Here is a 26,396-nt window from a genome sequence, read left to right as displayed (position 1 = left end):
CCCCCCAGGCCCAGCCAGGCCCCGGTCCGAATCACATCACGTCGTTGCATGGAGATCTCCTTCCCATCACACGTAACCGATCCAACGGCCGCAGGTCAGCACCAGCAGCCACAAGGCCGACGACAGCAGCATCAAGAGGCGCGCAGTGCGGTCCTGGCGCTGCAGCGATCGGCGGGCGTGGAACCAGCCGGCGTTGCACCCCGCCAGCATGATCAACACCATCTTGGCTGTGAACACGCGATTGGCCAGCAGTTCCCCGGCCTGGGTACCGAACATCAGGAGGCCCGACACGGCGGCCAGTGCGAAACCCACCGCCACCAGGCCCAGGCTCAGTTTCGCCAGGGGCTCCACAGGCAGGCTCTGGCCCCAGCCGAACACCCGCAGTTCCAGCAGCGTCAGGTTGCCGAGCAACAGCGCCACGCCCAGCAGATGGGCCACTTCCAGCATGGGGTACGCCCAGGCGTGGGCACCGAGCGCGGCGAACATCGCGTCATTCCATCAGCAGGTCCAGCGCCAGCGCCAACCGGGCCTTGACCGGCGAGAGCCCGGCCGAGTGCGCGAATGGCAGGCCAGCGTGCGGCACCACCCTTCCGCGCGCACAACGCGTCGCCAGCACCACCCGCACCCGTTGTGCCTGCGCGGCATTCAGCGCATCGGTCAGCGCCTGGTGAACGGTACCGTTGCCCGTGCCGGCCACCACGATGCCCCGCAAGGGACGGGCGGCGCCTGGCGCCATCAAGGCCCGCACCAGGCTGCCGTCCGCGTCGGCATGGCTGGTCACCAGTTCGACCCGAGGCAGGGCGTCGGCCGCCAGGAAGCGGGCCAGCGGGGCTGGATCGTGGGAAGCAACGGAGGCGCCCCGGGATCGGAAACGGCGCACCTCCCCCTCCTCCACACAAGCCAGCGGCCCCGCGTCTCCAGAGTCAAAAGCGTCCAGGCGGTAGGTGTGCACCTTCGCCACCTCCAGCGCGCCGTGCACCTGTCCGGCACACACCACCACCACGCCGGCCTCCCCATGCCGCACCACGGCCAGCGCGTCGGCAAGGTTCTGCGGCCCATCCGGCACCAGCGCGGAAGCCGGGCGCATCGCGCAGGTCAGCACCACAGGCTTGGTGGGTTGGAGCAGGCGCTGCAGCACGAACGCCGTTTCCTCCAGGGTGTCGGTGCCGTGCGTCACGATCACCGCCGACACCTGGGGATCGTCCAGATGCGCCTGGAGCCGTGCCGCCAGCGCCTGCCACACCGGCAGGCCCATGTCCTTGCTGTCGATCTGGGCGACCTGCTCCACCTCCAACGGCACGCCGGCCAAAGCCGGAACGGCCGCCACCAGATCGGCCACGCCGACCTGCCCCGCCACGTAGCCCACGTTGTCGCCCGCCTGCGCCGCACGCCCGGCGATGGTGCCGCCCGTGCCCAGGATCACGAGCCGCCGGCCCTGATTTGTGTCCACCACTTGCCAATCCTTGAAAACTGGTTAAAAATACAGATACTGGATAAGAAAACAGGTATCAGCCACTTCCCGCGTTGTTCCTGCCTTCCCAGATGGCGTTCCCCTTGGCCACCACGTTCCCGACGAGGTCCTCATGCTCGACATGCCCCATACCGCACCGAAGCTCACCGCCCGGCAGCAACAGATTCTGGAATTGATCCAGACGGCGATCGCACGCACCGGCGCACCGCCCACCCGTGCCGAAATCGCCAGCGAACTCGGGTTCAAGTCGGCCAATGCCGCCGAAGAGCATCTGCAAGCGCTGGCGCGCAAGGGCGTGATCGAACTGGTCAGTGGCACTTCGCGAGGCATCCGCCTGCGCAGCGAAGACCTGCAGTCCATCAACGATTCGCGCGGGCGCCAGCTTACACTGCCGATCCCCAGCCTGGCCCAGCTGGTGCTCCCCCTGATCGGTCGCGTCGCAGCCGGTTCGCCCATCCTGGCGCAGGAGCATGTGGACCAGACCTACCAGGTCGAGCGCAGCCTGTTCCAGCGCACGCCCGACTACCTGCTCAAGGTGCGTGGCATGTCCATGCGCGACATCGGCATCATGGACGGCGATCTGCTCGCCGTGCAGGCCACGAAGGAAGCCAAGAACGGCCAGATCGTGGTGGCCCGCCTGGGTGACGACGTCACCGTCAAACGCTTCATGCGGCGCCAGCACCTGATTGAATTGCACGCGGAAAACCCCGACTACAAGACCATCGTCGTCGAACCGGGCGAGCCATTCGAAATCGAAGGACTCGCCGTGGGCCTGATCCGCAACAGCTTCCAGCTCTGACCGATCCCGGTCCGTGTCGCCTCAGCAGGTGGCGGGCGTTTGGTCCCGGTGGGTGCACAACCCACCACAAGGACACATCCCTGCGAAGGCGTTTGATTTTGCAATCCTGCCTGTGTTCAACCCCACCCAATGGAGTTTCGCATGGGAAAAATTTTCAACACCAACACGTGGCGCGCCCCTTTGCAGTTGATCGACTGCTGGTTGCCCTCTCCCGCCCTTCGCCGGGCAACGGCCGCCAACGAGCCCGTGGCCACGCAGGTTGTACAGCGCTTTGCGCGTGCCGGGTGGCTCAAGCGCGCCAGCACAACCCGCAGTCCACTTGTCTTGCGGGCCGTGCCACCGGCAGCGGACCCTGTGCCTCGCGTGCGCGTGCTGCAGCAGACCGGCCCCGCGGCGGCGCACCGGGCCGGTGTCAGGCTGGTGATCTCGGGCCGCATCAACGATGTGTGCGCCGAACTCGATCGACTGGCCGACCAGGAACGCCAGCTGTCCACGCGCGCGGCCTGAACTCGGCCGCCGCCAGCGAGCACACGGCCATCCTCCAGGCTCCCGGCGCGCCGTGCCTGCTTGTAACCAGGGGTCAGCGGCCCGGAAGGCCTGGGAGGTGAAGGCACAATAGGGTCATGAATATTGTGATCCTTGATGACTATCAGGACGCTGTGCGCAAACTGCGGTGTGCCGAGAAACTGGAGCCTTACCCGGCCAAAGTCTTCACCAACACGGTCAAGGGCGTGGGCCAGCTGTCCATCCGATTGCGCGATGCCGATGTGCTGGTCCTGATCCGGGAACGCACCGCCATCACCCGTCAACTGGTTGAAAAACTCCCCCGGCTCAAACTCATCGCCCAGACCGGGCGCGTGGGTGAGCATGTGGACGTCAATGCCTGCACCGAGCGTGGCATCGCGGTGGCCGAGGGCGTGGGTTCACCCGTCTCCACCGCCGAGCTCACCTGGGCCCTGATGCTTGCGGCCATGCGCCGCATCCCGCAATACGTCTCCAACCTCAAGCATGGCGCCTGGCAACAGGCTGGGCTGAAGGCCGCGGCCATGCCCGCCAACTTCGGCGTGGGCATGGTGCTGCGTGGCAAGACGCTGGGCATCTGGAGCTACGGCCGCATCGGGCAGATGGTGGCAGGTTACGGGCGGGCCTTCGGCATGCGCGTGATCGTGTGGGGCAGCGAAGAAAGCTGTGCCCGCGCCGCGTCCGATGGTTTCGATGTGGCCCCCAGCAAGGCAGCCCTGTTTGAAACGGCCGACGTGCTGAGCCTGCACTTGCGGCTGAGCGAGAGCAACGCGGGCTGTGTGACACCCGAAGACCTCGCCGCCATGAAGACCTCCGCGCTGTTGGTCAACACCTCCCGCGCCGAGCTCATCCAGCCCGAGGCGCTGATCGCCGCGCTGAACCGGGGTCGCCCGGGCATGGCCGCGATCGACGTGTTCGAATCCGAGCCCATCCTGCAAGGCCATGCCCTGCTGCGGCTCGAAAACTGCATCTGCACGCCCCACATCGGCTATGTCGAGCAGGACAGCTACGAGATGTACTTCTCCTCTGCGTTCGACAACGTGGTCAACTACATCAAGGGCACACCGACCAATATCGTCAATCCAGGCGCGCTGCAGGTTCGACGCTGATGGCTGCGATCGACCTCACCCCAGAAAAAACGCCGGTTGTCACCGGCGTTTTTTCTGGGTACCAAGGGCGTCAGCGTTTGCCATCCGGCTTCGAGCCTGGCTCGTCGTCCGGCGGCATGAAGTCCAACACCTCGAAATCGATCAGGTTGCTCAGCGGCAGGTCCTGGGCGTCACCTGCCTTGGCGGTCGGCTCCACGGGCGGCGACACCTCTGGCAACAAGGCCTCGAAGGCAGAGAACTCGGAGAGGTCGTTCAGGTTGATGTCCAGGCCCAGGTGGGACGACGCAGGCACCAGCACACCCAGGTCCATCGGCTGGGTGTTGCGACCGCCAGCAGGCTCTTCAGCGACGGGGGGCTTCTTGCCGGCTGGCGCGCTCGGACGCCGGCCGTCGGCTTTCAGCGGTTGCATGTTCGTGTGCCGGAATTCGCTGTGCTTTGCCGCGGACGGCTCGTCTCGCTTGATCAGCTCCTTGGCCATCGCGTGCAACAGCAAGAGCTCGCGGTACGCCTCGAGATCGAACACCTCGACTTCGTCGTCGCTGGCGTCCCGGAAGATCGACTCCTCGATCAGGTCCAGCACCCGGGGCTCCGGCCACAGCGACTGAATGCGGCTGAAGGCCGTTTCGTAGGCTTCAAGGCCTCGACCACCGTCGGTGTAGCGGTTGAAGGGCGGCGCGCCGGCATTGAAGACGTGGTTGAACTCGTCGCGCAGGGCGTCGTAGTCTTCGCGGCGCCCCAGGCGGTGATAGAGCTTGAACAGATCCAGGTAAGCCAGGGGGCTGGGCTCATGGCTCTCGGCCAGGTGGTTGCGCAGCACTTGGATGGCCTGCTCGTCTTCACCCAGCGACACGAAAAAGTCGGCCTGCTGCTGAATGTCGAACAACTCTTCCGTGGCCACCGAACGGGAGATGCCCAAGGCGCTCGGTGAAAAATCCCGACGGTCGCGCGATGGCAGCGCAACCGCCGATTCCGGCTGTGGATCGCTCTCGCGCGCAGCGGCGCCATCGAGGGCCTGCAAATCGTCCAGCGACGAATCCTGATCCAGGTGGAGATCGAGTTCCACGCCGCCGGGCGCGGGGGCCGCCACCGTCGGGGCGCCCTGGCGCACGGGCTTGCGGAGCTGTGCCGGCATGGTTTTGTCTTCAGGCGTCGAGGACCACCACGCACGGGACGCCTCGGACCCGGCCTGCGCTGGACGGCGGCGCGACGCCATCAGCAGCGCCAGAAGCGTCAGCAACAGCAGTGCGCCCAGCAGGTACACCAGCCAGTTGCGGTAGCGCTGGTCACGCGCCTCATTCAGTTGGGCGTTCAGCTCGCCAATGCTGTTCTGGCTCTGGGCCCGGGCGTTGCGCAGTTGCTCGGCTTCCGCCTCCAGCGCCGCGAGTTTCTGGGCGTCCCGCAGGATGTCTTCCGGCGACGCGCTGAGAGACTTCCAGAGCAGGCCGGCGGCGGCGCGGGCTTCTTCGGAGGTGGCGGGCTCACTCAGCAAGAAGGGCGAGAGCTTGAGCGTCGGATCGCGCTCGATGCCCGCATCCAGATCGATCGGGTCCAGCTGCAGGCGGGGCGCCGCAGGGGGTGCCGGTGGACGGCGCACCACACTGCTCGCACGGGGCGACGCGGTGGCACCCGGTTTCGCGGCGGGCTTGGGCGCAGGCCGTGCCGATGGCGAAGCCACAGGGCCAGCCGCAACGGGCGGCCGAGCGCTGGCGGTGCCACTCTCTACCAGGCTGCCGCCCGCGACACCGGGACCCGCAGGCGTGGAAGGCGCCTGCGCCACCGCCGGGGGCGCCACGGCCACCGGGTTGTTGGATCGGTCGACCGGCGCCATCGGCTCGTTGAGCGGGTCGGCCAGCAGCACGAAGCGGCGGGTGAACGCGGTGCCGCAGCCGGCACGCACGTACAAGGTGACGATGGGTTCGTTGATGGGCTGCCGAGTCTGGATACGCACCGAGGACTCGGCCTCGGCTTTCTGGGGCGTGCTGCGAACCAGACCGGGCGACACTTGCGTATCGCCAAAAAAGACATCCGCATTGAGGCACTGGTTGGTGAGATCCTCACCCGGAGCGAGAAGAACCTGAACCCGGACATCGAGAGGTTGTCCGATGACAGCTGCACCACTGTGCCGCCCCAGCGTGGCCGCCGAACTGCCCAGCGCAGTTAATAGCAAAATACAGCCTGTCCATGTCTGGCGCACGTTGGAAGCCCTTCGTTCTTTCGTTGGATCATTTTGTCATAGCTCCAGGCACCCTCATTCCAAATACAACACACTTATGCAACCCATATTTCTTCATACGGGCATCGTCGGGACCGGTGCCATGGGCCGCGGCATTGCCCAGATGGCGGCCCAGGCCGGCAGCCAGGTCTGGCTCTTCGACGTGCAGGCCGGCGCGGCGGAGGCGGCTCGCGCCGCCCTTCAAGGCACCTGGCAGACACTGGTGGGCAAGAACCGCATGGAGGCCAGCCAGATGGAAGACTGCCTGGCACGGGTGCATTTGGCCGGCGCGCTGACCGACCTCGCGCCCTGCGATCTGGTGGTGGAAGCCATCGTCGAACGGCTCGACGTCAAGCAACGCCTGTTTGCCGATCTCGAAGCCATCGTCCAACCGGATGCGGTGCTGGCCACCAACACCTCGTCGCTCTCGGTCACCTCGATCGGTGCCGCGCTCAAGCGCCCGGCCCAACTCGCTGGCTACCACTTCTTCAACCCGGTGCCCCTGATGAAGGTGGTCGAGGTCATTGCCGGCCTCAAGACCAGCGCCACGGTCTGCCAGCGCCTGACGGACTACACCCGCCAGTTCGGTCACACGCCGGTCTCGGCACAGGACACGCCGGGCTTCATCGTCAACCACGCCGGCCGCGGCTACGGCACCGAAGCCCTGCGCGTGGTGGGCGAACGCGTGGCCGATTTCGCCACCATCGACCGCATCCTCAAGGACCAGATGGGCTTCAAGCTCGGCCCGTTCGAGCTGATGGACCTGACGGCGCTGGACGTGTCGCACCCCGTGATGGAGTCGATCTACCACCAGTATTTCGAAGAGCCGCGCTACCGCCCCAGCGTGATCACCGCCCAGCGCCTGGCTGGGGGCGTGGTGGGCAAGAAGGTTGGTGAAGGTTTCTATGCCTACGACAAGGGCGTGGCCCAGGTGCCGGCCGACGTGGCCGCGCCGACCGTCGCGGAGCTGCCACCGGTCTGGGTCTCGCCCAAGGCAGCCCGCCGGGCCGAGCTCTATCAGTTGCTCAAGGACCTGGGCGCGCACATCGAGACCGCCGCCGCGCCGTCGGCCGCCGCGCTCATTCTGGTGGCGCCGCTGGGTCTGGACGTGACCACGCTGGCCGCCGTGGAACGCCTGGACGCGTCGCGCACCGTGGGCATCGACATGATGCTCGACGACGCCTCCACCCGCCGCCGCGTGCTGGCCACCAACCCCGCCACCCGGGCCGACATGCGCGACGCCGCTCACGCCCTGTTCGCCAGCGACGGCAAGGCCGTGAGCGTGGTGCGCGACAGCGGTGGTTTCGTCACGCAGCGCGTGGTGGCCACCATCGTCAACATCGCGACCGACATGTGCCAGCAGGGCATCTGCTCGCCGGCCGACCTGGACGTGGCGGTCACCCTCGGCCTGGGCTACCCGATGGGGCCGCTGGCCATGGGCGACCGCATTGGTCCCACCAACCTGCTGGAGATCCTGTTCAACCTGCAGACGGTGTACGGCGACCCGCGTTACCGCCCTTCCCCCTGGCTGCGCCGCCGTGGCGCGCTGGGCCTGAGCCTGACGCACGAAGAAGCCTGATTCCCGACCGCAAGGACCGACACCGCATGACCGCCAGCCTCAAGAGCCACAGCCATGGTCAGACCATGGTGCTGACCATCAGCAACCCGGAACACCGCAACGCCCTCGGCCCCGACATGTACGCCGCTGGCGTGGAAGCGCTCAACGTGGCCGAAAGCAGCCCCGAAGTGCGCAGCGTGGTGCTCACGGGCGAAGGCGCGCACTTCTGTGCCGGCGGCAACCTGCAGCGGCTGCTGGCCAACCGGCAGCAGCCGCCCGAGGTGCAGGCGCAGAGCATCGAGGGTTTGCACAACTGGATCGAGACCATCCGCGCCTTCCCCAAGCCCGTGGTGGCGGCCGTGGAAGGCGCGTGCGCCGGTGCCGGTTTTTCGCTGGCGCTGGCTTGCGACCTGGTGATCGCCGCGCAGAACAGCGTGTTCGCGATGTCGTACAGCAGCGTGGGCCTGTCGCCCGACGGCGGAGCCACCTGGAGCCTGATGCGCGCCCTGCCCCGGGCCACGGCGCTGCAGTTGCTGTTGTGCGGTGAGCGCATCGGCGCCGAGCGGCTGCAGCAACTGGGCGTCATCACCCAGACCAGCACGCCCGGGGAAGCCCTGCACGATGCGCTGACGCTGTGCGAACGCCTCAATGCGCGCGCGCCCAACGCGCTCAGCAGCATCAAGGAACTCGCCAACGACGCCCCGACGGTCACGCTGCACGCGCAGCTGTCGGCCGAGCGCGATCATTTCGTGCGCAACCTGCACCACGCCAACGCGGGCGAAGGCATCACGGCCTTCATGGAAAAGCGGGCCGCCAACTACCGTTGACGCGGTCTGCGCGCATACCCTGATCTGTCCGCCGCGTCCCAGTGGCGACAATGAAGGCCACCCTCAGTCACTCAAAAGACAGCCCATGGACGAACCGATTCTGACAATGGAAGAACGCGAGGCGATCAACAACGGTCGCTGGTTCAGCAGCCTTTCACCTTCCCTGCGTCACGACATCCTCCGATGCGCCCACGTCAAGCGATTCAAGGACGGCGATCTCATCGTCGCACGCGGCGACCCACCGACCGAATGGTCGGCGGTCGCCCGTGGGGCGGTGCGCGTGAGCTCGACCTCGCTCTCGGGCAAGCAGATCACGCTGACCTATGTGGAGCCCGGGGTGTGGTTCGGCGATGTGGCGATGTTCGACGGCGACCAGCGCACGCACGATGCCTACGCGCATGGCGCCACCACCTTGCTGTGCGTGGCGCGCACCGATTTCCAGAAGATCCTGGCCTCGCACGTGGAGCTGTACGAAGCGCTCATGCGACTGCAGGCACGGCGCATCCGCACGCTGTTCGGCCTGGTGGAAGACCTCAACACCCTGCCCCTGCGCGCGCGGCTGGCCAAACAGCTGCTGCACCTGGTGCGCAGCTACGGCGTGCCCTGCCTGGCCGACGGCAGCGAAATGCGCATCGGCCTGCAGCTCGCGCAGGAGGAACTGGCGCAGCTGCTGGGCGCGTCGCGGCAGCGCGTGAACCAGGAGCTCAAGTCGATGGAGCGCGAGGACGCGATCCGCATCGAACAAGGCGGTGTGGTGGTGCGCAACCGCGACATGCTCATGCGCATCGCCGAAGCCGAGTCCTGACCCCGGCGTTGTCGCCACTGCTGCTTCAGGCCCGTCAACCCACAACGGCCTTGAGCCGCACACCATGAGCGACACCCAGAATTTCGTCGGCACCCGGCCCGTTGCGGCACAACACACCTTCGACATCCCGGCCCTCGAACGCTGGCTGACAGACCGGCTGCCGGGCTTCGCCGGCCCGCTCTCGGTGGAGATGTTCAAGGGCGGCCAGTCCAACCCCACCTACAAGCTCATCACGCCGCAACGCGCCTACGTGATGCGGGCCAAGCCCGGGCCCGTGGCCAAGCTGCTGCCCTCGGCCCATGCGATCGAGCGTGAGTTCCGTGTGATGAGCGCGCTGCACGGCACGGGTGTGCCGGTGGCGCGGATGCACGTGCTGTGCGAAGACGAATCGGTGATCGGCCGGGCCTTCTATGTCATGGAGTGCGTGGATGGGCGCGTGCTCTGGGAACAGTCGCTGCCCGGCATGGACCGCGCGCAACGCGCCGCCCTCTACGACGAGATGAACCGCGTCATGGCGGCGCTGCACACCGTCAAGCCCGACGCGATCGGCCTGACCGACTATGGCAAGCCCGGCAACTATTTCGAGCGCCAGATCGGCCGCTGGAGCAAGCAGTACCAGGCCTCCATCACGCAGCCCATCCCGGAGATGGACCGCCTCATGGAATGGCTGCCGCAGAACATCCCGGCCATGGCGCGCGACGAGTCCATGGTGTCGGTGGTACATGGCGACTTCCGCCTCGACAACCTGATGTTCCACGCCACCGAGCCGCGCGTGCTCGCCGTGCTCGACTGGGAACTCTCGACGCTGGGCCACCCGCTGGCCGATTTCAGCTACCACTGCATGTCCTGGCACATCCCGCCCGGCATGTTCCGCGGCATCCAGGGACTGGACCTGGCCGAGCTGGGCATCCCTTCCGAAGACGCCTACATCTCGCGCTACTGCGAACGCACCGGCATCGCCAGCCCCGAGCAACTCAAAGCGGACTGGAACTTCTACCTCGCCTACAACATGTTCCGCCTCGCGGCCATCCTGCAGGGCATTGCCAAGCGGGTGGAAACCGGCACCGCGTCCAACGAACAGGCGGTGAAATCCGCCGCCGGCGCCCGCCCCCTGGCCGAGATGGCCTGGGGCTTCGCCAGCGCCCGCTGACCCTCTTCACACTCACACCCTTTTTCCACTGGAGCCAAGATGAATTTCGACTACACCGACAAGGTCAAGGACATGCGCGAGCGTTTGCTGGCGTTCATGGACGAGCACATCTACCCCAACGAAGCGCGCTTCTTCGCCGAGATCGCCGCCAACCGCGCCAAGGGCAACCCCTGGCTGCCCACCACGATCATCGAGGAACTCAAGCCCAAGGCGCTCAAGGCCGGCCTGTGGAACCTGTTCCTGCCGCGCAGCCCGCGCGCGCCGCAGGGTCTGTCCAACCTCGAGTACGCACCCATGTGCGAAATCATGGGCCGCGTGCCGTTCGCGGCCGAGGTCTTCAACTGCTCGGCCCCCGACACCGGCAACATGGAAACCTTCGAGCGCTACGCCAGCGAGGAACTCAAGGACGAGTGGCTCGAGCCGCTGCTGCGCGGCGAGATCCGCTCGGCCTTCCTGATGACCGAACCCGAGGTCGCCTCGTCGGACGCCACCAACATCCAGTGCCGCATCGAGCGCGACGGCGACCACTACGTCATCAACGGCCGCAAGTGGTGGTCCTCCGGCGCCGGTGACCCGCGCTGCGCGGTCTACATCGTGATGGGCAAGACCAACCCCGATGCGCCGCGCCACTCGCAGCAGTCCATGATCATCGTGCCGGCCAACAGCAAGGGCATCACCGTGGTGCGACCGCTGTCGGTGTTCGGCTACGACGACGCGCCGCACGGCCACATGGAAGTGGTGCTCAAGGACGTGCGCGTGCCGGTGGGCAACATCCTGCTCGGCGAAGGCCGGGGGTTCGAGATCGCGCAGGGCCGCTTGGGCCCGGGCCGCATCCACCACTGCATGCGCTCCATCGGCGCGGCCGAGCGCGCGCTGGAGCTGATGTGCAAGCGCCTGAACAGCCGCGTGGCCTTCGGCAAGCCGGTGTCGGCCCAATCGGTCTGGCACGAGCGCATCGCCGATGCGCGCTGCCGCATCGAGATGGCGCGCCTGCTCACGCTCAAGGCGGCCTACATGATGGACACCGTCGGCAACAAGGTCGCCAAGGCCGAGATCGCCATGATCAAGGTGGTGGCACCCAACATGGCCTGCGACATCATCGACATGGCCATTCAGGCCCATGGCGGCGGCGGCGTGAGCGACGATTTCCCACTGGCCTACGCCTACGCCGGCCAGCGCACCCTGCGCCTGGCCGATGGCCCCGACGAGGTGCACCGCCAGTCCATCGCCAAGCTGGAACTGGCCAAGCACATGCTGGTGAAGACCGAGGTGGACATGCCTGTCACGCGCGGCTTCTGAGCCGGCATGCCGGGAGGGTGAGCACGGGTTTTTGAATTCCCGTAGAGTGGCCAGCTCCTCAGCCACCCTCCCGCAAGAAAGGCAAGTCCCATGATCGACGTCCACTCCTGGCCAACCCCCAATGGACACAAGGTCCACATCATGCTGGAGGAGTGTGGACTGCGGCTCGGCCGGGACTGGCGGGTCCATCCCGTCAACATCGGCAAGGGCGATCAGTTCGAACCGGCCTTTCTCAAGATCAGCCCAAACAACAAGATTCCGGCACTGGTCGACCCCGACGGTCCCGATGGCCAGCCCATCAGCCTGTTCGAGTCGGGCGCGATCCTGCTCTACCTCGCGGCCAAGACCGGCAAGTTCCTGCCCAAAAGCGACCGCGCCAAATTCAAGGTGCTGGAGTGGTTGATGTTCCAGATGGGCGGCGTGGGCCCCATGCTCGGCCAGAACCACCACTTCCGGCAGTACGCGCCCGAGAAGATCGGCTATGCCATCGATCGCTACACCAACGAAGCCAGGCGGCTCTACGGCGTCATGGACCGGCAACTCGAGGCGCAGAAGTTCATCGCGGGCAACCAGTACAGCATCGCCGACATCGCGATCTTCCCCTGGCTGCGCAACTGGCAGAACCAGGGCATCGACTGGGCCGACTTCCCGCACCTGAAACAGTGGTTCGACGCCATTGCCGCCCGCCCCGCGGTGCAACGCGGCGTGGCGGTGCTGGCCGACGCGCGCAAACCGATCACCGATGACAAGTCGCGCGAAGTGCTGTTTGGCAAGACGCAGTACGAAAAACGCTGAGCCCGACCGGAACACCTCATTTCAGCAGGTACAATTCGCCGCTTAGTCGGAGCGTAGCGCAGCCTGGTAGCGCATCTGCTTTGGGAGCAGAGGGTCGCGAGTTCGAATCCCGCCGCTCCGACCATTCATCAAGAACAAAAAGGCCCACAGTGTGGGCCTTTTTTGCATCGCCAGTCGCCCTGTCTGCCCGTAGCTCAACCGGATAGAGCAGCTGCCTTCTAAGCAGCAGGTCGGGGGTTCGAGTCCCTCCGGGCAGGCCACCCAAGGGGCCACGCGACCCAGCGCATCAACGAGGGTTTACCCGATGATTCATCGGGAATTCATGAAGTATATTGCAGCTTCTGAATCATGAACCCACCCTCCAGACTCCTCATCCTCGTTGGCACGATGACCAACACCGCCGAGTACGTGGCTCAGGCCATCGAGATGGATTGCGCCGACCTGATCCCCGAGATCGAGGTGCGCATGATGGACGGATTGGACATCCGAGTTTTTGACGGGGATGCACTATATCTCATATGCACATCCACCTACGGCTCGGGTGACGTGCCGGACAACGCCCGGGCGCTGTACGAATCCCTGGGCAACGAGCCCAAGTTTCTGGGCCACGTGCGCTACGGCGTGATCGCACTGGGCGACCACGGCACCCATCCGCAGACGTTCTGCCAGGGTGGTCGGCGGTTCGACGAGCGTCTCGCCGATCTGGGCGCCGTGCGTGTGGGAGACGTGTTCTGCCATGACGCGTCGGCGGGCACCGAGGCCGAGGTGGTCGGCGCGGCTTGGTGCCGCGAGTGGCTCGCGCTGGCCATGCAACCCGCCTCTTAAATTCAGACATAAATGTTTTAGACCTCAAGTACGGGTAATTCTGGATCGTCAATCCCCTACCCCGCGTCTACAGTGAACCGCATTCCGGCAACCACCCACAGGAGAACTCCATGACCACCCGCCGAATCGTCCTGACCCGCAGCGCCGCCGTGATCGGCGCCGCATCCACCGGCCTGCTGCTGCCCGAGTTGGCACGTGCGCAGTCGGACAAGGTGCGCGTGGGTTTCATGCTGCCGTACACCGGCACCTTCGCCCAGCTCGGCGTGGCGATCGAGAACGGTTTCCGCATGGCCCTCAACGAGCAAGGCGGCAAGCTCGGTGGCCGTGAAGTCGAGTACTTCAAGGTGGACGACGAATCCAACCCGGCCAAGGGCATCGAGAACGCGACCCGCCTGGTGCAGCGCGACAAGGTGGACGTGCTCGTGGGCACCGTGCACTCGGGCGTGCAGATGGGCATCCACAAGGTGGCACGCGACACCGGCGTGCTCAACCTGATCCCCAACGCAGGCGTGCACGTGGCCACCCGCGCCCAGTGCGCCCCCAACGTGTTCCGCACCTCGTTCACCAACTCGCAGCCCACGCTGGCGCTGGGCAAGGCCATGGTGGCCAACGGCCACAAGAAGGCGGTGTGGATCACCTGGAACTACGCGGCCGGCGACGAAGCCTTCGAAGGCTTCGAGCAGAGCTACACCGCGGCCGGCGGCACCATCATGAAGAAGCTGGGCCTGCCCTTCCCGAACGTGGAATTCCAGGCGCTGCTGACCGAGATCGCCTCGCTCAAGCCCGATGCCGTGGCCTGCTTCTTCGCCGGTGGCGGCGCGGCCAAGTTCATGAGCGACTACGCCGCGGCGGGCCTGAACAAGACCATCCAGCTCTACGGCTCGGGCTTCCTGACCGAGGGCGTGCTGGAAGCGGCCGGTCCCGCGGCCAACGGCGTGCTCACCACCATGCACTATGGCGACTCGCTGAACACGCCGCGCGACAAGCAGTTCCGCCTGGAGTACGCCAAGGCCTTCCGCCTGCAACCCGATGTGTACGCCGTGCAGGGCTACGACACCGGCCTGCTGCTGATCAAGGGCGCCAACGCCGTCAAGGGCGACCTCAACAACAAGAAGGCGCTGTACGCCGCCATGGAAGGCGCCACCATCGACAGCCCGCGCGGCAAGTGGACCATGAGCAAGGCCCACAACCCGATCCAGGACATCTACATGCGCAAGGTCGAGAACAAGGAAAACAAGGTGATCGGCATCGCGCAGAAAGCCGTGGCCGACCCGGCCACCGGCTGCCGCATGGGCTGATCGCCCCCGCCTCACTCGTGCCTCCACAGACCGGCGCCCACAGGCGCTGGTCTGGTTTTTGCTCGCCTTCCTGGCCTGATCCTCACCGCCCCGCTTCATGGACTTCGCCAACTTCCTGATCCAGTTGCTCAACAGCCTGCAGTACGGCCTGTTGCTGTTCATGCTGGCGGCCGGGCTCACCCTGATCTTCGGCATCATGGGCGTGGTCAACCTCGCGCATGGCAGTTTCTACATGCTGGGCGCCTACCTGGCCTGGTTCCTGGTGTCGCAGCTCGACAGCCTGGTGCTGGCCATCGTGCTGGGCACGGTCATCGCCGTCGTGCTGGGCTGGCTGCTGGAATGGCTGCTGTTCCGCCACTTCTACCGCCGCGACCACCTGGACCAGGTGCTGCTGACCTTCGGCCTGATCTACATCTTCGAGGAAGTGCGCTCCATTCTCTGGGGCGACGACGTGCACTCGGTGCAGGTGCCGGAGATGCTGAACTGGTCGATCCCGCTTACGGACAACCTGTCCTACCCGGTCTACCGGCTGGTAATGTCGGGCGTGTGCATCGCGCTCGCCCTCGGCCTGTACCTGCTCATCTCCAGGACCCGCCTGGGCATGAAGATCCGCGCGGGCGCCTTCAACCGCGAGATGACCGAGTCGCTCGGCATCAACATCCGGCTCATCCATGGCGTGGTGTTCGCGCTGGGCGTGGCCCTGGCGGCCATCGCCGGCATGATCGCCTCGCCCGTTTCCAGCGTGTACCCCGGCATGGGCAGCTCGGTGCTGATCATGTGCTTCGTGGTGGTCGTCATCGGTGGCATCGGCTCGGTGCGCGGGGCCCTCGTGGCCGCGCTGCTGGTGGGCCTGGTCGACACCTTCGGCAAGGTGCTGGTGCCGCAGATCGCCGGCATGGCCGTCTACATGCTCATGGCCGCCGTGCTGCTTTACAAGCCTGAAGGGCTGTTCAAACAATGAGTTCGCCCAAAGCCCAGCTGGAAAAGCTGCCGCGCAGCATGCAGGTGATCCTGCTGCTGGGCGCCATCGCCCTCGCCGCCTTCCCGCTCATGCCCCTGACGGGTGTCGACTTCTACCTGCAGATGCTCTCGCAGATGATGATCCTGGCCATCTTCGCGATGAGCCTCGATCTGCTGCAGGGCGTGACCGGCCTGGTCTCGCTCGGCCACGCCGCCTACTTCGGTCTGGCAGGTTACGCCCTGGCCTTCCTCACGCCGGCCGACACGCCCATCAGCCTGTGGTGGGCGCTGCCCGTCTCGGCCCTGGGCGCGGGCCTGGCGGCGCTGATCATCGGCTTCTTCGTGGTGCGCACGCACGGCATCTACTTCATCATGGTCACCATGGCCTTCGCGCAGATGGTGTTCTTCCTGTTCTTCGACAACAAGGCGCTCGGCGGCTCCGACGGCCTGTACGTGAACTTCCGGCCCGACGCCTCGCTGTTCGGCTGGACCGGCATCGACCTGGACAACAAGACCACCTTCTACTACTTCACCCTGCTGGTGCTGGTGCTGGTCTACGCCTTCCTGCGGCGCCTGCTGTTCTCGCCCTTCGGCCGCGTGCTCGCCGGCATCCGCGTGAACGAGCACCGCATGCGCGCGGTGGGCTACGGCACCTTCGGCTACAAGCTCGCCGCCTTCACCCTGGCCGGCGCGCTGGCCGGCGTGGCGGGCTTCCTGTGGGCCGCGCAGACCGGCTACGTGAACCCCGAACTCATGGGCTTTCACATGAGCGCGCACGCCATCATGATGGTCATCCTCGGCGGCATGGGCAACTTCGCGGGCGCCATCGTGGGGGCCTTCGCGTTCGAGTACGTCATGCACTTCTTCAAGGACCTCACCAAGCACTGGCAGTTGCTGATGGGCAGCTTCATCGTGCTGATCGTGGTGTTCGCGCCGCGCGGCTTGCTGGGCCTGGTGGCGCAGTTCTCCCGCAAGCGGGGTGCCCCATGAGCGAGCTCCTGCTCTCGGCGAAAAGCCTCACCAAGCGCTTCGGCGGCCTGGCCGCCGTCAACGACGTGTCGGTGGATCTGCACCGCGACCGCATCCACGCGGTGATCGGCCCCAACGGCGCGGGCAAGTCCACCTTGACCAACCTGCTCTCGGGCGACCTGCCCCCCACCTCCGGCCGCATCACGCTCAACGGCACCGAAACGGCCGGCAAGAATCCCGAACGCATCTCGCGCCTGGGCCTGGGCCGCAGCTACCAGAAGACCAACATCTTCCTGCCCTTCAGCGTGTGGGACAACGTGCGCCTGGCCGCCCAGTCGCGTGAACGGCATGGCCCGTGGAACCCGCTGCGCTGGCTCTCGGCGGCCAGTGCGATGACCGAAGTCAACCGCCGCTGCGAACGCGCCATCGAACTCGCCGGCCTCACGGCCCGCGTGGGCACCATCGCGGGCACCACCAGCCACGGCGAGCAGCGCCAGCTGGAGATTGCCATGACCCTGGCCACCGAACCCACCGTGCTGCTGCTCGACGAGCCTCTGGCCGGCATGGGCCACGCCGAGGCCGAGCGCATGGTCGAGCTGCTGCTCAAAATCAAGAAGGACCACGCCATGATGCTCGTGGAGCACGACATGGATGCCGTGTTCACCCTGGCCGACCGGCTCACCGTCATGGTCAACGGCCAGGTGATCGCCAGCGGCACGCCGGCCGAAGTCCGCGCCGACGCAGGCGTGCAGGCGGCCTACCTCGGCGAGGAGCACGAATGAGCGCGCTGATCCAGGCCAGAGGCCTTCACACCCACTACGGCGCCAGCCACATCCTGCGCGGCGTGGACTTCACCGTCGACAAGGGCCAGACCATCGGCCTGATGGGCCGCAACGGCATGGGCAAGACGACCTTGCTCAAGTCGATCATGGGCATCGTCAAACCCAGCGGTGGCAAGGTGCATGTGAAGGGCCAGGACATGACCGGCGCCCCCACCTTCGAGATCGCCCGCCTGGGCATCGCCTATGTGCCCGAAGGCCGCGGCATCTTCGGCAACCTGAGCGTGCGCGAGAACCTGGTGATGTCGGCGCGCGCCGGCACACAGGGCCAGCGCGACTGGACCTACGAGCGTGTGCTCGACACCTTCCCGCGCCTGGCCGAGCGCCTGAACCACGGCGGGCAGCAGCTCAGCGGCGGCGAGCAGCAGATGCTCACCATCGGCCGCGCGCTCATGACCAACCCCGACCTGCTCATCCTCGACGAGGCCACCGAGGGCCTGGCGCCCCTGATCGCGCGCGAGATCTGGCGCATCTGCGGCCTGATCCGGGAGAGCGGCATCAGCAGCGTGATCGTGGACAAGAACTGGAAGCACGTCACCCAGATCACCGACCGCAACGTGATCCTCGTCAAAGGTGAGGTGGTCTTCGAAGGCAGCTCGGAACAGCTGCACGCGCAGCCGGAGTTGCTGGAACAGTACCTGGGTGTCTGAGACGCGGCAACGACCCGGCCCTATTCATCGTCCGGGCTCGCCGCGCGCCGGTAGACATAACGGCCGTGCTGGCAGGGATCGCAGAAGGCCCATCGGCTGGCCTGCCATTTGAGCGCAGCCTGGCTCAACACAAAGACCGCCATCCCACCGACCCACCAGGGCCACAGCGGCACGCCGGCCAGGGACAGCCCAACGGCAACGGCGGCCAGGACCGCGGCGAATGCCAGGAACTGCCGGCACCGCCGCAGCTCCTCCTGTCTGGTGGGCGTGAAAGAAACTGGCCGCTGGCAGCGGCTGCACGACAAGCGCTTCATGTGGGCCCGGTGGGCGCCACGTCAGCGGCAGCGACCTGGTGTTCGACCCAGGGGTCCGAGGGAGCGTCCCGGTGCCAGCAGCGCCAGCCATGGGTGTAGGCGTGCTGAATGTAGGGTCCTCGCAGCACCCGAGGGACGTCTTCCCTCGCCTGCTCGACGCCCAGGAGGTGGACGGCGCCGGCCCAGTTTTCAACCACCTGCGATGGTCGCCTGGCCAACTCGGCGTCGGCCAGGCTGGCCGCCTGCTCCACCGAGCCGGCGCGAACGAGAAAACAGGTGTCGGGGCCGTTGGGACCGCCGGTGAAGACGTCGTCCGAGTCGTTGCCCCAGCGGATGACTTCGTAGAGGTTCATCATGCAGCGCGTCGGTCCCTCATCAACGCGAAGGCCGCGACCCCATCGCCGTGAGCACGCCCAGGCCGATGAAGGACGTGCCGGCGATCCGGTTGCCCCAGACACCGTGCCGTGCCGCGCGGCCCAGGCGCGGCGCGACCAGGCTGGCGGTGAGCACGTAGAGGATGTCGGTGCAGCACGCAATGGCCACGAACACACCGCCGAGCGCCAGGGTCTGCAGCAAGGGGTTGGCGCCGTGCGCGTCCATGAACTGCGGCAGGAAGGCGGCGAAGAACAGGGTGGTTTTCGGGTTCAGCAGCGCCACCAGGAAGCCATCGCGGAAGACGCGCCGCAAGGACTGCGCCGGCACCTGGGGCGCGGCGCCGTCGGCCAGTGGCGACGCCGCCATCCACAGGCGGATGCCCAGGTACACGAGGTAGGCCGCGCCGGCCCACTTCACCACCGTGAAGGCCACCGACGACACTGCGAACAAGGCGGCCAACCCGAGCGCGGCGCCGAGGGCGTTGGCGAGGTTGCCGAGGGCCACGCCCAGCACGGACGAAAGACCGCAGGCGCGCCCTTGCGCCAGGGTGCGGGCCACGATGTAGACGACGGCGGGACCGGGGGTCAGGGCCAGCACCAGGCTGGCGCCCACGAAAGCCAGAAGCAGAGGCGTGTCGGGAAGCATGGGAACTCCAGAAATCGGGATCGCCAGTATCGCCGCAGCCCGGAAAAAACTCGAGGATGTCGATGGACGCCGGCCTCGAACGTCGGGACCGTGAAAGCAGAAAACTTTCTCATGGACCCCACCATCACCGCTTTTGAACGCTCGCCCGATCGAGGCCAGGGGCTCGCGCGCGCAGCGGCGGGTTGAGGGCCGGTCAGGGCAAGGCGAGCAGGTCCACATGGCCCACGCGCAGGCTGCCCGCAGTGGCATTCGCGTGCCGCCGTTGCCGCCACGCTTCCAGCGCGGCGAGGGACGCGGGCTCCTGCTCGCACGCGGCGTGGGCGATGCCGTCGACCAGCGCGTGGTGCAGCGCGCCGGCCTGTGCGCTTTCCAGGCTGTGGATGCGCCAGTCGCTGGCCGCGCTGAACACGCGGTAGCCGCTGCCCTGCAGCGCGCGGCGCAAGGCCGGCAAGGCAGCCGCACCGAGCGCGGGGCCAAAGCCCTTGTCGCGCCGCTGGTGCCGGGCGAAGAGCCGGCCCACGGTCGAGTCCAGCGGGTCGCCGGGCTCCCAGTCGTGGCGGCCGTCCACGCTGAGCGTGAAGAGCATGGCCGCGCGCGCGGCCACGGCGTGCGACACCAGCCGTTGCAGCCAGTCGGCGCTCACGAGATCAAGCAAGGCCGACGCGGTGACGAGATGGGCCGCGTGCCAGGGCAGCGTGTCCAGATGCCGCGCGAGGTCCAGCTGCCGGCAGACAATGGACGCCTCGAAACCCGGGCCGCTGGCGCCGGGTGGCCAGCCGCGCAGCAGTGCGGCGTCGTGGTCCACCACCAGCCATTGCTGCGGTCCGCCCAGCCGGGGCGCGAGCCAGCGCTGGTTCGCGCCGGTGCCGCAGCCCAGGTCGATCACGCGCCAGGGTGTGCCCGCCGGTGGGGCCATGGCATGGAACCGCGCGGCCAGTTGCAGGTGCCTGGCGGCCTCGTCGCGCGCCGCGGTGTCGAAGGGTTCGCGCTGTTGCAGCCAGTCGGCGCTGAAGTGGGCGCGGCTCACTGCTGTACCTTCGGCTTCGCCTGCGGTGCGAGCTTGCTTGGGGCGACCCGGCCCGGCGCGGCGCTCATGCCATGGCCTCCAGCACGGCCGCGTAGCGCGCGGCCTGCTGCGGCCAGGTGGGCAGCGCGGCGGCGGCTTCGCGCGCGCCAGCGCCCAGGCGCTCGCGCAGCCCGGCATCGGCCAGCACGCGCTCCAGCGCGGCCTGCAGCGCGGCCACATCACCGGCGGGCACCTGCAGACCAGCGCCGGGCGGCAGCGTGTGGGCCAGCGCCCCGCCGTCGGTGGTGACCACCGGCAGGCCGTGGGCGATGGCCTCGGCGATCACCATGCCATAGCCCTCGTAGAGCGAGGGCAGCACGAAGACATCGGCCGCCAGGTAGTGCGCGCGCAGCGCTGGGCCCGGCAGCTCGCCGTGCCAGACGACGCGCTCGCCCAGCGGCGCGGCCAGGGCCTGCAGGCGCGCGGCGGTGCCGGGGTCGCGCTCGGCGCTGCCCACCAGGTGCAGCACCCACGGCAGTTGCGTGAGGCTGGCAAGCGCCTGCAGCAGCAGGGCATGGCCCTTGCGCGGCGTGAGCGTGGCCACGCAGAGCAGTTGCACCGGGCCGTCGCGCCGGGGAGTGGACTGCGGTGGGAGCGACGGATCGGTGCCCGGCTCCACCACGGCGATGCGCTCGGGCGGGACGCCCAGGGCGGCCACGTCGTCGAGCGTGCGGCGGCTGGGCACCACCACCTGCCGCACCAGTTGCAGGGCTTGCGCCTCGGCCGTGCGCAGGTGTGCGCTGTCCGCAGCGCTCAGGCCCGTTTCCAGGTGCAGCGGATGGTGCACATGGGCAACCCAGCGCAGGCGCTGGGCATGCGGCCGCACCACGCGCGCCAGGGCGCCGAAGGCCAGGCCGTCGGCGATCACCAGCGCGCCATCGGGCAGGGCCGCGATGCGGGCCAGGGCGGCCGAGAGGTCGCTGTCGTCGGGCCAGGGCCAGGCGCCTTCCAGCACCTCAGGCAGCACCGTCCACCCCTGCTCGCGCAGGGCGAGCGAGAGCCGGCGGTCGTAGGTGTAGCCGCCCGTGGGGATGTGCCAGTCGCCCGGCAGCAGGAAGTGGCAGACGCGCTGGCCGGGCATGGCTCAGACCGGCAGCGGGCCTTCGTACGAGGCCCAGGCCACGTGCGATTCGTGCAGGGTCACCTTCATCTGCCGCAGGCCGGCCGACTGCGCGGTGGGCAGCGCCTGCGCGCCGAGCGCGCCGGCCGCGATGCGCACGGCGATGTGGTCGAAGATCACGCGCGCCAGGAACTCGGTGGTGGTGTTGCGGCCCTTGAACTCGGGCATCTCGTCCAGGTTCTGGAAGTTGAGCACGGCCAGCGTCTCGCGCAGCACCTGCGTGGCCAGGCCGATGTCGACCACGATGCCGTCGGCATCCAGCGCCTCGCGGCGCAGTTCGAGGTCCACCACGTAGGTGGCGCCGTGCATGCGCTGGGCCGGCCCGAACACCGCGCCCTGGAAGCTGTGGGCGATCATGAAATGGTCTCTGACGTTGACGGCGTACATCGGTCGGGGGTCCTTTGAAAGGCGGGAAGGATCACGCAGGGTAGTCGATGCGCTGGCACAGGGTGTCGGGCGCATCGGCACCGGCCAGCCGCGCGAGCACCTGCGGCAGCTCGGCGAAGGGCGCGGTGTGGGTGACCAGCGCGTCCAGCGCCGGCTCGGTGAGCAGCGAGAGCGCGAGTTCCAGGCGCTGGCGGTGGCTCCAGCGGTCGCGCTGGCGCTTGGCCACATGGCCCACCTGCGAGCTCTTGAGCGTGAGCCGCTGCGAATGGAAGGCCTCGCCCAGCGGCACGCTGACCGGGCGGCTGCCGTACCAGCTGAGTTCGAGCACCGTGGCCTCGAAGGCCGCCAAGCCCAGCGCGGTGGCCAGCCCGGCCGATTGGCCGCTGGTGTGGATGACCAGATCGGCCTGCGGCTGCGCCGCTTCGGGCAGGGCAAAGCCGGCACCGAGCGCGGCCGCGATGCCCGCGCGCGTGGGGTTCGTGTCCACCACTTGCACGCTGCCTTCGGGCAGGCGCGCCGCGAGCCAGGCCACCAGCAAGCCGAGCGCGCCCCCGCCCACCACGGCGATGCGGTCGCCCGGGTTGGGCTGGCCGTCCCACAGGGCGTTGATGGCGGTTTCCAGGTTCGCGGCCAGCACGGCGCGCGCGGCGGGCACCCCGGCGGGCAGCGGCACCAGCACGGACGCGGGCACCTGGAACACGGTCTGGTGCGGGTAGAGGCAGAACACCTCGCGCCCGAGCAGCTCGGGTGGCCCGGCTTCGACCACACCCACGTTCACGTAACCGTATTTCACCGGGCCGGGGAAATCGCCCGCCTGGAACGGGGCGCGCATGCGCTGCGCCTCGCTGGCAGGCACCTCGCCCCGGAACACCAGGCCCTCGGTGCCCCGGCTCACGCCGGTGTGCAGGGTGCGCACGCGGGCGAAGCCATCGGGAAGCGGTGGCAGGGTTTCGTCGCGAATCTCGGCGAGGCCGGGGCTGACCACCCAGCAAGCCTGGGCGGAAACGGCGGCGGACGGATCGGAGGCGATGGGCATGGGCGAAGGGGGGAAAGCGGTGTCGGCGGGGTGGGCGTAGTTTGACCTATGGCCAATATTTCCACATTAATCGAAATATCGTATGATTCAGCGCATGAACGAAACCGATGTCGTCCGCGCGCTCGGCGCCCTGGCCCACCCCCTTCGCCTGCGGGTGTTCCGCGCCCTGGTCGTCAATGGCCAGGCCGGCCTCACACCCGGCGTGATGAGCGAGGCCCTGGAGATCCCCAACACCACCCTGTCGTTCCACTTGAAGGAGCTGGCTTCGGCGGGCCTGGTGACGCAGGAGCGGTCCAGCCGGCACCTGGTCTACCGCGCCGCCTACGAGCAGATGAACGGGCTGCTCGGTTACCTCACCGACAACTGCTGCCAGGGTGCGGAATGCGCCGTGGACAGCAGCTCCTCCTGCCAATGCTGACCCTTCATTGCCCGCCACCATGACCACCCCAACGCCCCTGAACGTGCTCTTCCTCTGCACCCACAACTCGGCCCGCAGCATCCTGGCCGAAGCCACGCTGAACCACCTGGGCCGAGGCCGCTTCAAGGCCTTCTCCGCCGGCAGCAGCCCGCGCGAGAACCAGCAGCCCCACCCGCTGGCCCTGGAGGTGCTGCAGCGCGCCGGCATGGCCACCGAGGGACTGCACAGCAAGAGCTGGGACGAATTCGGCCAGCCGGACGCGCCCCACATGGACCTGGTCATCACGGTGTGCGACAACGCCGCCGGTGAGACCTGCCCCTACTGGCCAGGCCAGCCCGCCACGGCCCATTGGGGCTATGCCGACCCGTCCGAGGTCAAGGGCACGGCCGAGCAACAGCTGGAGGCTTTCCGCGAAACCCTGCTCGCCATCCGCCGGCGCCTGGAGTTCCTGGTCAGCCTGCCGCCGGCCAGCGTGGATCGGCTGGCGCTCCAGAACACGGCACGCGAACTGGCCCAGCGCTGAGCCGGCATGTTCGCGGCCGTCCTGATCTTTGCGTTCACGCTGCTGCTCGTCATCTGGCAACCCCGGGGGCTGGGGATCGGCTGGAGCGCGCTGCTCGGCGCGGTGGTGGCGCTGCTGGCGGGTGTGGTCCAGCTGTCCGACATCCCGGTGGTCTGGCACATCGTCTGGAACGCCACCGCCACCTTCGTGGCGGTCATCGTCATCAGCCTGGTGCTGGACGAGGCGGGCTTCTTCGAGTGGGCCGCCCTGCACTTCGCGCGCTGGGGCGGTGGCCACGGTCCCCGGCTGTTCGCCCTCATCGTGCTGCTGGGCGCGGTGGTCGCCGCGCTCTTCGCCAACGACGGGGCGGCCCTCATCCTCACACCCATCGTCATGGCCATGCTGGTCGCGCTGGGCTTCTCGCCCGCCACCACGCTGGCTTTCGTCATGGCGGCCGGTTTCATCGCCGACACCGCCAGCCTGCCCCTGGTGGTGTCCAACCTCGTGAACATCGTCTCGGCCGATTTCTTCGGCATCGGCTTCAACCGCTACGCCGCCGTCATGGTGCCGGTGAACCTCGCGTCGGTGGCCGCCAGCCTGGTGGTGCTCTACCTGTACTTCCGCCGCGACCTGCCGGCGACCTACGACCTGCGCCAGCTGAAGGCGCCCGCCGCCGCCATCCGCGACCTGAACACCTTCCGCGCCGGCTGGGCGGTGCTGGGCCTGCTGCTGGTGGGCTTCTTCGGGCTGGAGCCGCTGGGCGTTCCCGTGAGCGCGGTGGCGGCGGCGGGCGCGGTCCTGCTCCTCGCCGTCGCGGCCCGGGGCCACGTCATCGGCACCCGCAAGGTGCTGAAGGAAGCACCCTGGCAGATCGTGGTCTTCTCGCTGGGCATGTACCTGGTGGTCTACGGCCTGCGCAACGCCGGGCTGACGGGCCACCTCGCCGCGCTGCTGGACCGGTTCGCCCAGGGCGGCGTCTGGGGCGCGGCCATGGGCACGGGTTTCCTGGCGGCCGCGCTGTCGTCGGTGATGAACAACATGCCCACGGTGCTGGTCGGTGCGCTGTCGATCGAGCAGTCCACGGCCACCGGCGTGGTGAAGGAGGCCATGGTCTACGCCAACCTCATCGGCTGCGACCTAGGCCCCAAGATCACGCCCATCGGCAGCCTGGCCACGCTGCTGTGGCTCCACGTGCTGGCCCGCAAGGGCACCACCATCGCCTGGGGCTATTACTTCCGGGTCGGCGTCGTGCTGACGCTGCCCGTTCTCGCGGTCACGCTGGCGGCCCTGGCCCTCCGCCTGGGCGCGACCTGACAACCCGCCCCTTCACATGACCCTCGAAATCGATCTGCCCCCGCTCGACCCTGCCGCGTTTCAGCCGCTGGATGTCGAGCGCCTGTTTCCCCAGGAGCGGGCGACCCATGCGCCGCGCATCCTGCTGCTGTACGGCTCGCTCCGAGAGCGGTCCTACAGCCGCCTGCTCACCGAGGAGGCCGCCCGCCTCCTGCAAGCCATGGGAGCCGACACACGCACCTTCGACCCCAGGGACTTGCCGCTGCCCGACGCGGTGCCGGAGGACCACCCGAAGGTGCGCGAGCTGCGCGACCTGGCCCGGTGGTCCGAGGGCATGGTCTGGTGTTCGCCGGAACGCCACGGCGCCATGACCGGCATCCTGAAGGCGCAGATCGACTGGATTCCGCTGTCGGAGGGCTCGGTGCGGCCGACGCAGGGCAAGACCCTGGCGGTGATGCAGGTCTCGGGCGGCTCGCAGTCCTTCAACGCGGTGAACCAGTTGCGCGTGCTGGGCCGCTGGATGCGCATGCTGACGATTCCGAACCAGTCTTCCGTCGCCAAGGCCTACCAGGAGTTCGAGGAGAACGGCCGCATGAAACCGTCGTCGTACCACGAGCGCGTGGTGGACGTGATGGAGGAACTGGTGAAGTTCACCGTGCTCACCCGCGACAGCGCGCCCTACCTGGTGGACCGCTACAGCGAGCGGCGGGAGAGCGCCGAAGCCCTGTCCCGGCGGGTCCAGCTGCGCAGCATCTGAAAGCGGCCACCCGGCGCCGGTGAACGAATCGGCGGATGTGGTGTCGGAAGGAGGCGCGTGCCATGATCGCCGGAACCGCCCACCATGAAGACCACCGGAGCCCCCCTCGCCTCAGCCCCGGGCCTTGCCGGCCTGCGGCGTGACGCCGCGCGCGATCTGGCGGTGGTGGCGGCCCTGGTGGGCGTGCTCGCCAGCGCGCTGGGCGCGGCAGGCGACCTGGGCCTGGACTACATGGCCAAGACCTGGCTGGTGTATGGCCTGGGCGCCTGGCTGGTGTGGCGCGCCCTGGCCCACCACCCGCATCCGCGCTTCGGCCCCGCCAACCGCGTGACCCTGGTGCGGCTGGGCTCGATGGCCCTGCTCGCGGCCCTGGTGGGTGAGGCCCTGCCCCGCCC

At 67.9% G+C, this 26,396-nt stretch carries 30 protein-coding genes and 2 tRNA genes; 22 read left to right on the top strand and 10 right to left on the bottom strand.

Annotated features, from left to right (window positions below):
• Positions 1-66: 66 nt before the first annotated feature.
• The gene (locus AC3WPZ_RS23630) at positions 67-486 is read right to left on the bottom strand and encodes a hypothetical protein (protein ID WP_382325015.1); all 420 of its coding nucleotides are present in this window, start codon (positions 484-486) and stop codon (positions 67-69) included.
• A gap of 4 nt (positions 487-490) precedes the next feature.
• Positions 491-1,450: an asparaginase gene (locus tag AC3WPZ_RS23625; protein ID WP_444691249.1), complete on the bottom strand. Its 960-nt coding sequence runs from the start codon at positions 1,448-1,450 to the stop codon at positions 491-493.
• A gap of 142 nt (positions 1,451-1,592) precedes the next feature.
• Here AC3WPZ_RS23625 and lexA point away from each other — a divergent pair, with 142 nt between their 5' ends.
• The 3 genes from lexA (at position 1,593) to AC3WPZ_RS23610 (ending at position 3,901) form a co-directional block, all read left to right on the top strand.
• A complete protein-coding gene (gene lexA / locus AC3WPZ_RS23620) occupies positions 1,593-2,270 on the top strand; it encodes a transcriptional repressor LexA (RefSeq protein WP_382163966.1) in 678 nt (225 codons plus the stop codon).
• A gap of 354 nt (positions 2,271-2,624) precedes the next feature.
• Positions 2,625-2,777 (top strand): hypothetical protein, encoded by a 153-nt coding sequence (locus tag AC3WPZ_RS23615; protein ID WP_382325019.1) that lies wholly within the window; start codon positions 2,625-2,627, stop codon positions 2,775-2,777.
• A gap of 116 nt (positions 2,778-2,893) precedes the next feature.
• Positions 2,894-3,901 carry a D-2-hydroxyacid dehydrogenase family protein gene (locus tag AC3WPZ_RS23610; RefSeq protein WP_444686630.1) on the top strand — a complete coding sequence of 336 codons (1,008 nt, stop codon included), beginning with the start codon at positions 2,894-2,896 and terminating at the stop codon, positions 3,899-3,901.
• A gap of 70 nt (positions 3,902-3,971) precedes the next feature.
• Here AC3WPZ_RS23610 and AC3WPZ_RS23605 read toward each other — a convergent pair whose 3' ends face one another.
• The gene (locus AC3WPZ_RS23605; RefSeq protein WP_444686631.1) at positions 3,972-6,095 is read right to left on the bottom strand and encodes a type IV pilus assembly protein FimV; all 2,124 of its coding nucleotides are present in this window, start codon (positions 6,093-6,095) and stop codon (positions 3,972-3,974) included.
• 76 nt (positions 6,096-6,171) lie between these two features.
• Here AC3WPZ_RS23605 and AC3WPZ_RS23600 point away from each other — a divergent pair, with 76 nt between their 5' ends.
• The 14 genes from AC3WPZ_RS23600 to AC3WPZ_RS23535 all read left to right on the top strand — a co-directional run bounded on the left by AC3WPZ_RS23600 (position 6,172) and on the right by AC3WPZ_RS23535 (position 18,088).
• A complete protein-coding gene (locus tag AC3WPZ_RS23600; RefSeq protein ID WP_444686632.1) occupies positions 6,172-7,692 on the top strand; it encodes a 3-hydroxyacyl-CoA dehydrogenase in 1,521 nt (506 codons plus the stop codon).
• Between the two features lie 26 nt (positions 7,693-7,718).
• Positions 7,719-8,498: an oxepin-CoA hydrolase, alternative type gene (locus tag AC3WPZ_RS23595; RefSeq protein WP_382157672.1), complete on the top strand. Its 780-nt coding sequence runs from the start codon at positions 7,719-7,721 to the stop codon at positions 8,496-8,498.
• Positions 8,499-8,583: 85 nt separating this feature from the next.
• Complete coding sequence (locus AC3WPZ_RS23590) at positions 8,584-9,303, top strand: Crp/Fnr family transcriptional regulator (protein WP_382157670.1); 720 nt, start codon at positions 8,584-8,586, stop codon at positions 9,301-9,303.
• A 64-nt stretch (positions 9,304-9,367) separates the two neighbouring features.
• Positions 9,368-10,453 (top strand): phosphotransferase family protein, encoded by a 1,086-nt coding sequence (locus tag AC3WPZ_RS23585; RefSeq protein WP_382325025.1) that lies wholly within the window; start codon positions 9,368-9,370, stop codon positions 10,451-10,453.
• Positions 10,454-10,492: 39 nt separating this feature from the next.
• Entirely contained in the window at positions 10,493-11,752 is a 1,260-nt protein-coding gene (locus AC3WPZ_RS23580; protein WP_382157666.1) for an acyl-CoA dehydrogenase family protein, read from the top strand.
• Positions 11,753-11,842: 90 nt separating this feature from the next.
• Positions 11,843-12,547: a glutathione binding-like protein gene (locus AC3WPZ_RS23575; protein WP_444686634.1), complete on the top strand. Its 705-nt coding sequence runs from the start codon at positions 11,843-11,845 to the stop codon at positions 12,545-12,547.
• A gap of 47 nt (positions 12,548-12,594) precedes the next feature.
• Positions 12,595-12,671: transfer RNA gene (locus AC3WPZ_RS23570), tRNA-Pro, on the top strand.
• Between the two features lie 59 nt (positions 12,672-12,730).
• Positions 12,731-12,807, top strand: a tRNA-Arg gene (locus AC3WPZ_RS23565).
• An 88-nt stretch (positions 12,808-12,895) separates the two neighbouring features.
• A complete protein-coding gene (locus AC3WPZ_RS23560; protein WP_382325027.1) occupies positions 12,896-13,372 on the top strand; it encodes a flavodoxin domain-containing protein in 477 nt (158 codons plus the stop codon).
• Between the two features lie 110 nt (positions 13,373-13,482).
• Entirely contained in the window at positions 13,483-14,670 is a 1,188-nt protein-coding gene (locus AC3WPZ_RS23555) for an ABC transporter substrate-binding protein (RefSeq protein WP_444686636.1), read from the top strand.
• A 97-nt stretch (positions 14,671-14,767) separates the two neighbouring features.
• Positions 14,768-15,631, top strand: coding sequence for a branched-chain amino acid ABC transporter permease (locus tag AC3WPZ_RS23550; RefSeq protein ID WP_382157657.1), 864 nt, complete (start codon positions 14,768-14,770; stop codon positions 15,629-15,631).
• Positions 15,628-16,620 (top strand): branched-chain amino acid ABC transporter permease, encoded by a 993-nt coding sequence (locus tag AC3WPZ_RS23545; protein WP_444686637.1) that lies wholly within the window; start codon positions 15,628-15,630, stop codon positions 16,618-16,620. The genes AC3WPZ_RS23550 and AC3WPZ_RS23545 overlap by 4 nt, the downstream gene beginning before the upstream one ends.
• Positions 16,617-17,381 carry an ABC transporter ATP-binding protein gene (locus AC3WPZ_RS23540; RefSeq protein WP_382157653.1) on the top strand — a complete coding sequence of 255 codons (765 nt, stop codon included), beginning with the start codon at positions 16,617-16,619 and terminating at the stop codon, positions 17,379-17,381. Before AC3WPZ_RS23545 ends, AC3WPZ_RS23540 begins: the two co-directional genes overlap by 4 nt.
• On the top strand, positions 17,378-18,088 hold the full coding sequence (locus AC3WPZ_RS23535) for an ABC transporter ATP-binding protein (RefSeq protein WP_382325033.1): 711 nt from the start codon (positions 17,378-17,380) through the stop codon (positions 18,086-18,088). Before AC3WPZ_RS23540 ends, AC3WPZ_RS23535 begins: the two co-directional genes overlap by 4 nt.
• Before the next feature lie 20 nt (positions 18,089-18,108).
• Here the strand turns inward: AC3WPZ_RS23535 and AC3WPZ_RS23530 are convergent, their stop codons facing one another.
• From AC3WPZ_RS23530 to AC3WPZ_RS23500, 7 genes are all read right to left on the bottom strand, one after another.
• Positions 18,109-18,402, bottom strand: a complete 294-nt coding sequence (locus tag AC3WPZ_RS23530) for a hypothetical protein (RefSeq protein WP_382325035.1) — start codon at positions 18,400-18,402, stop codon at positions 18,109-18,111.
• A complete protein-coding gene (locus tag AC3WPZ_RS23525; RefSeq protein WP_382325036.1) occupies positions 18,399-18,758 on the bottom strand; it encodes a hypothetical protein in 360 nt (119 codons plus the stop codon). The genes AC3WPZ_RS23530 and AC3WPZ_RS23525 overlap by 4 nt, the downstream gene beginning before the upstream one ends.
• A gap of 19 nt (positions 18,759-18,777) precedes the next feature.
• Entirely contained in the window at positions 18,778-19,422 is a 645-nt protein-coding gene (locus AC3WPZ_RS23520) for a LysE family translocator (RefSeq protein WP_444686638.1), read from the bottom strand.
• Between the two features lie 193 nt (positions 19,423-19,615).
• The gene (locus AC3WPZ_RS23515) at positions 19,616-20,449 is read right to left on the bottom strand and encodes a hypothetical protein (RefSeq protein ID WP_444686639.1); all 834 of its coding nucleotides are present in this window, start codon (positions 20,447-20,449) and stop codon (positions 19,616-19,618) included.
• 64 nt (positions 20,450-20,513) lie between these two features.
• Entirely contained in the window at positions 20,514-21,569 is a 1,056-nt protein-coding gene (locus AC3WPZ_RS23510; RefSeq protein ID WP_444686640.1) for a glycosyltransferase family 4 protein, read from the bottom strand.
• A gap of 3 nt (positions 21,570-21,572) precedes the next feature.
• Positions 21,573-21,995, bottom strand: coding sequence for a 6-pyruvoyl trahydropterin synthase family protein (locus AC3WPZ_RS23505; protein ID WP_291117163.1), 423 nt, complete (start codon positions 21,993-21,995; stop codon positions 21,573-21,575).
• Positions 21,996-22,026: 31 nt separating this feature from the next.
• Positions 22,027-23,031: a zinc-dependent alcohol dehydrogenase gene (locus AC3WPZ_RS23500; protein WP_444686641.1), complete on the bottom strand. Its 1,005-nt coding sequence runs from the start codon at positions 23,029-23,031 to the stop codon at positions 22,027-22,029.
• A 94-nt stretch (positions 23,032-23,125) separates the two neighbouring features.
• On the opposite strand from AC3WPZ_RS23500, the gene AC3WPZ_RS23495 reads away from it, so the two are divergent.
• The 5 genes from AC3WPZ_RS23495 to AC3WPZ_RS23475 form a co-directional block, all read left to right on the top strand.
• Positions 23,126-23,449 (top strand): ArsR/SmtB family transcription factor, encoded by a 324-nt coding sequence (locus AC3WPZ_RS23495; RefSeq protein ID WP_444686642.1) that lies wholly within the window; start codon positions 23,126-23,128, stop codon positions 23,447-23,449.
• Between the two features lie 19 nt (positions 23,450-23,468).
• Complete coding sequence (locus AC3WPZ_RS23490) at positions 23,469-23,972, top strand: arsenate reductase ArsC (protein WP_444686643.1); 504 nt, start codon at positions 23,469-23,471, stop codon at positions 23,970-23,972.
• Positions 23,973-23,978: 6 nt separating this feature from the next.
• Positions 23,979-25,265, top strand: a complete 1,287-nt coding sequence (locus AC3WPZ_RS23485; RefSeq protein WP_444686644.1) for an arsenic transporter — start codon at positions 23,979-23,981, stop codon at positions 25,263-25,265.
• Positions 25,266-25,281: 16 nt separating this feature from the next.
• Positions 25,282-26,001 (top strand): arsenical resistance protein ArsH, encoded by a 720-nt coding sequence (gene arsH / locus AC3WPZ_RS23480; RefSeq protein WP_444686645.1) that lies wholly within the window; start codon positions 25,282-25,284, stop codon positions 25,999-26,001.
• Positions 26,002-26,085: 84 nt separating this feature from the next.
• On the top strand, positions 26,086-26,396 hold a 311-nt coding region (locus AC3WPZ_RS23475; RefSeq protein WP_492441814.1), incomplete at its 3' end, for a hypothetical protein.

The sequence above is a fragment of the Hydrogenophaga sp. FW305-3-2-15-A-LB1 genome (genome assembly GCF_058787875.1).
This window is presented reverse-complemented; position numbering and strand designations above follow the sequence as displayed.

Excerpts from the sequence above, each read along its gene's own strand:
- AC3WPZ_RS23610 (WP_444686630.1), top strand. The coding sequence starts at position 2,894 with ATGAATATTGTGATCCTTGATGACTATCAGGACGCTGTGCGCAAACTG.
- AC3WPZ_RS23630 (WP_382325015.1), bottom strand. The coding sequence starts at position 486 with ATGTTCGCCGCGCTCGGTGCCCACGCCTGGGCGTACCCCATGCTGGAA.
- AC3WPZ_RS23585 (WP_382325025.1), top strand. The coding sequence starts at position 9,368 with ATGAGCGACACCCAGAATTTCGTCGGCACCCGGCCCGTTGCGGCACAA.
- AC3WPZ_RS23505 (WP_291117163.1), bottom strand. The coding sequence starts at position 21,995 with ATGTACGCCGTCAACGTCAGAGACCATTTCATGATCGCCCACAGCTTC.
- AC3WPZ_RS23535 (WP_382325033.1), top strand. The coding sequence starts at position 17,378 with ATGAGCGCGCTGATCCAGGCCAGAGGCCTTCACACCCACTACGGCGCC.
- lexA (WP_382163966.1), top strand. The coding sequence starts at position 1,593 with ATGCCCCATACCGCACCGAAGCTCACCGCCCGGCAGCAACAGATTCTG.
- AC3WPZ_RS23510 (WP_444686640.1), bottom strand. The coding sequence starts at position 21,569 with ATGCCCGGCCAGCGCGTCTGCCACTTCCTGCTGCCGGGCGACTGGCAC.
- AC3WPZ_RS23490 (WP_444686643.1), top strand. The coding sequence starts at position 23,469 with ATGACCACCCCAACGCCCCTGAACGTGCTCTTCCTCTGCACCCACAAC.
- AC3WPZ_RS23595 (WP_382157672.1), top strand. The coding sequence starts at position 7,719 with ATGACCGCCAGCCTCAAGAGCCACAGCCATGGTCAGACCATGGTGCTG.
- AC3WPZ_RS23530 (WP_382325035.1), bottom strand. The coding sequence starts at position 18,402 with ATGAAGCGCTTGTCGTGCAGCCGCTGCCAGCGGCCAGTTTCTTTCACG.
- AC3WPZ_RS23525 (WP_382325036.1), bottom strand. The coding sequence starts at position 18,758 with ATGATGAACCTCTACGAAGTCATCCGCTGGGGCAACGACTCGGACGAC.
- AC3WPZ_RS23550 (WP_382157657.1), top strand. The coding sequence starts at position 14,768 with ATGGACTTCGCCAACTTCCTGATCCAGTTGCTCAACAGCCTGCAGTAC.
- AC3WPZ_RS23555 (WP_444686636.1), top strand. The coding sequence starts at position 13,483 with ATGACCACCCGCCGAATCGTCCTGACCCGCAGCGCCGCCGTGATCGGC.
- AC3WPZ_RS23600 (WP_444686632.1), top strand. The coding sequence starts at position 6,172 with ATGCAACCCATATTTCTTCATACGGGCATCGTCGGGACCGGTGCCATG.
- AC3WPZ_RS23495 (WP_444686642.1), top strand. The coding sequence starts at position 23,126 with ATGAACGAAACCGATGTCGTCCGCGCGCTCGGCGCCCTGGCCCACCCC.
- AC3WPZ_RS23500 (WP_444686641.1), bottom strand. The coding sequence starts at position 23,031 with ATGCCCATCGCCTCCGATCCGTCCGCCGCCGTTTCCGCCCAGGCTTGC.
- arsH (WP_444686645.1), top strand. The coding sequence starts at position 25,282 with ATGACCCTCGAAATCGATCTGCCCCCGCTCGACCCTGCCGCGTTTCAG.
- AC3WPZ_RS23485 (WP_444686644.1), top strand. The coding sequence starts at position 23,979 with ATGTTCGCGGCCGTCCTGATCTTTGCGTTCACGCTGCTGCTCGTCATC.
- AC3WPZ_RS23575 (WP_444686634.1), top strand. The coding sequence starts at position 11,843 with ATGATCGACGTCCACTCCTGGCCAACCCCCAATGGACACAAGGTCCAC.
- AC3WPZ_RS23540 (WP_382157653.1), top strand. The coding sequence starts at position 16,617 with ATGAGCGAGCTCCTGCTCTCGGCGAAAAGCCTCACCAAGCGCTTCGGC.
- AC3WPZ_RS23590 (WP_382157670.1), top strand. The coding sequence starts at position 8,584 with ATGGACGAACCGATTCTGACAATGGAAGAACGCGAGGCGATCAACAAC.
- AC3WPZ_RS23545 (WP_444686637.1), top strand. The coding sequence starts at position 15,628 with ATGAGTTCGCCCAAAGCCCAGCTGGAAAAGCTGCCGCGCAGCATGCAG.
- AC3WPZ_RS23520 (WP_444686638.1), bottom strand. The coding sequence starts at position 19,422 with ATGCTTCCCGACACGCCTCTGCTTCTGGCTTTCGTGGGCGCCAGCCTG.
- AC3WPZ_RS23560 (WP_382325027.1), top strand. The coding sequence starts at position 12,896 with ATGAACCCACCCTCCAGACTCCTCATCCTCGTTGGCACGATGACCAAC.
- AC3WPZ_RS23580 (WP_382157666.1), top strand. The coding sequence starts at position 10,493 with ATGAATTTCGACTACACCGACAAGGTCAAGGACATGCGCGAGCGTTTG.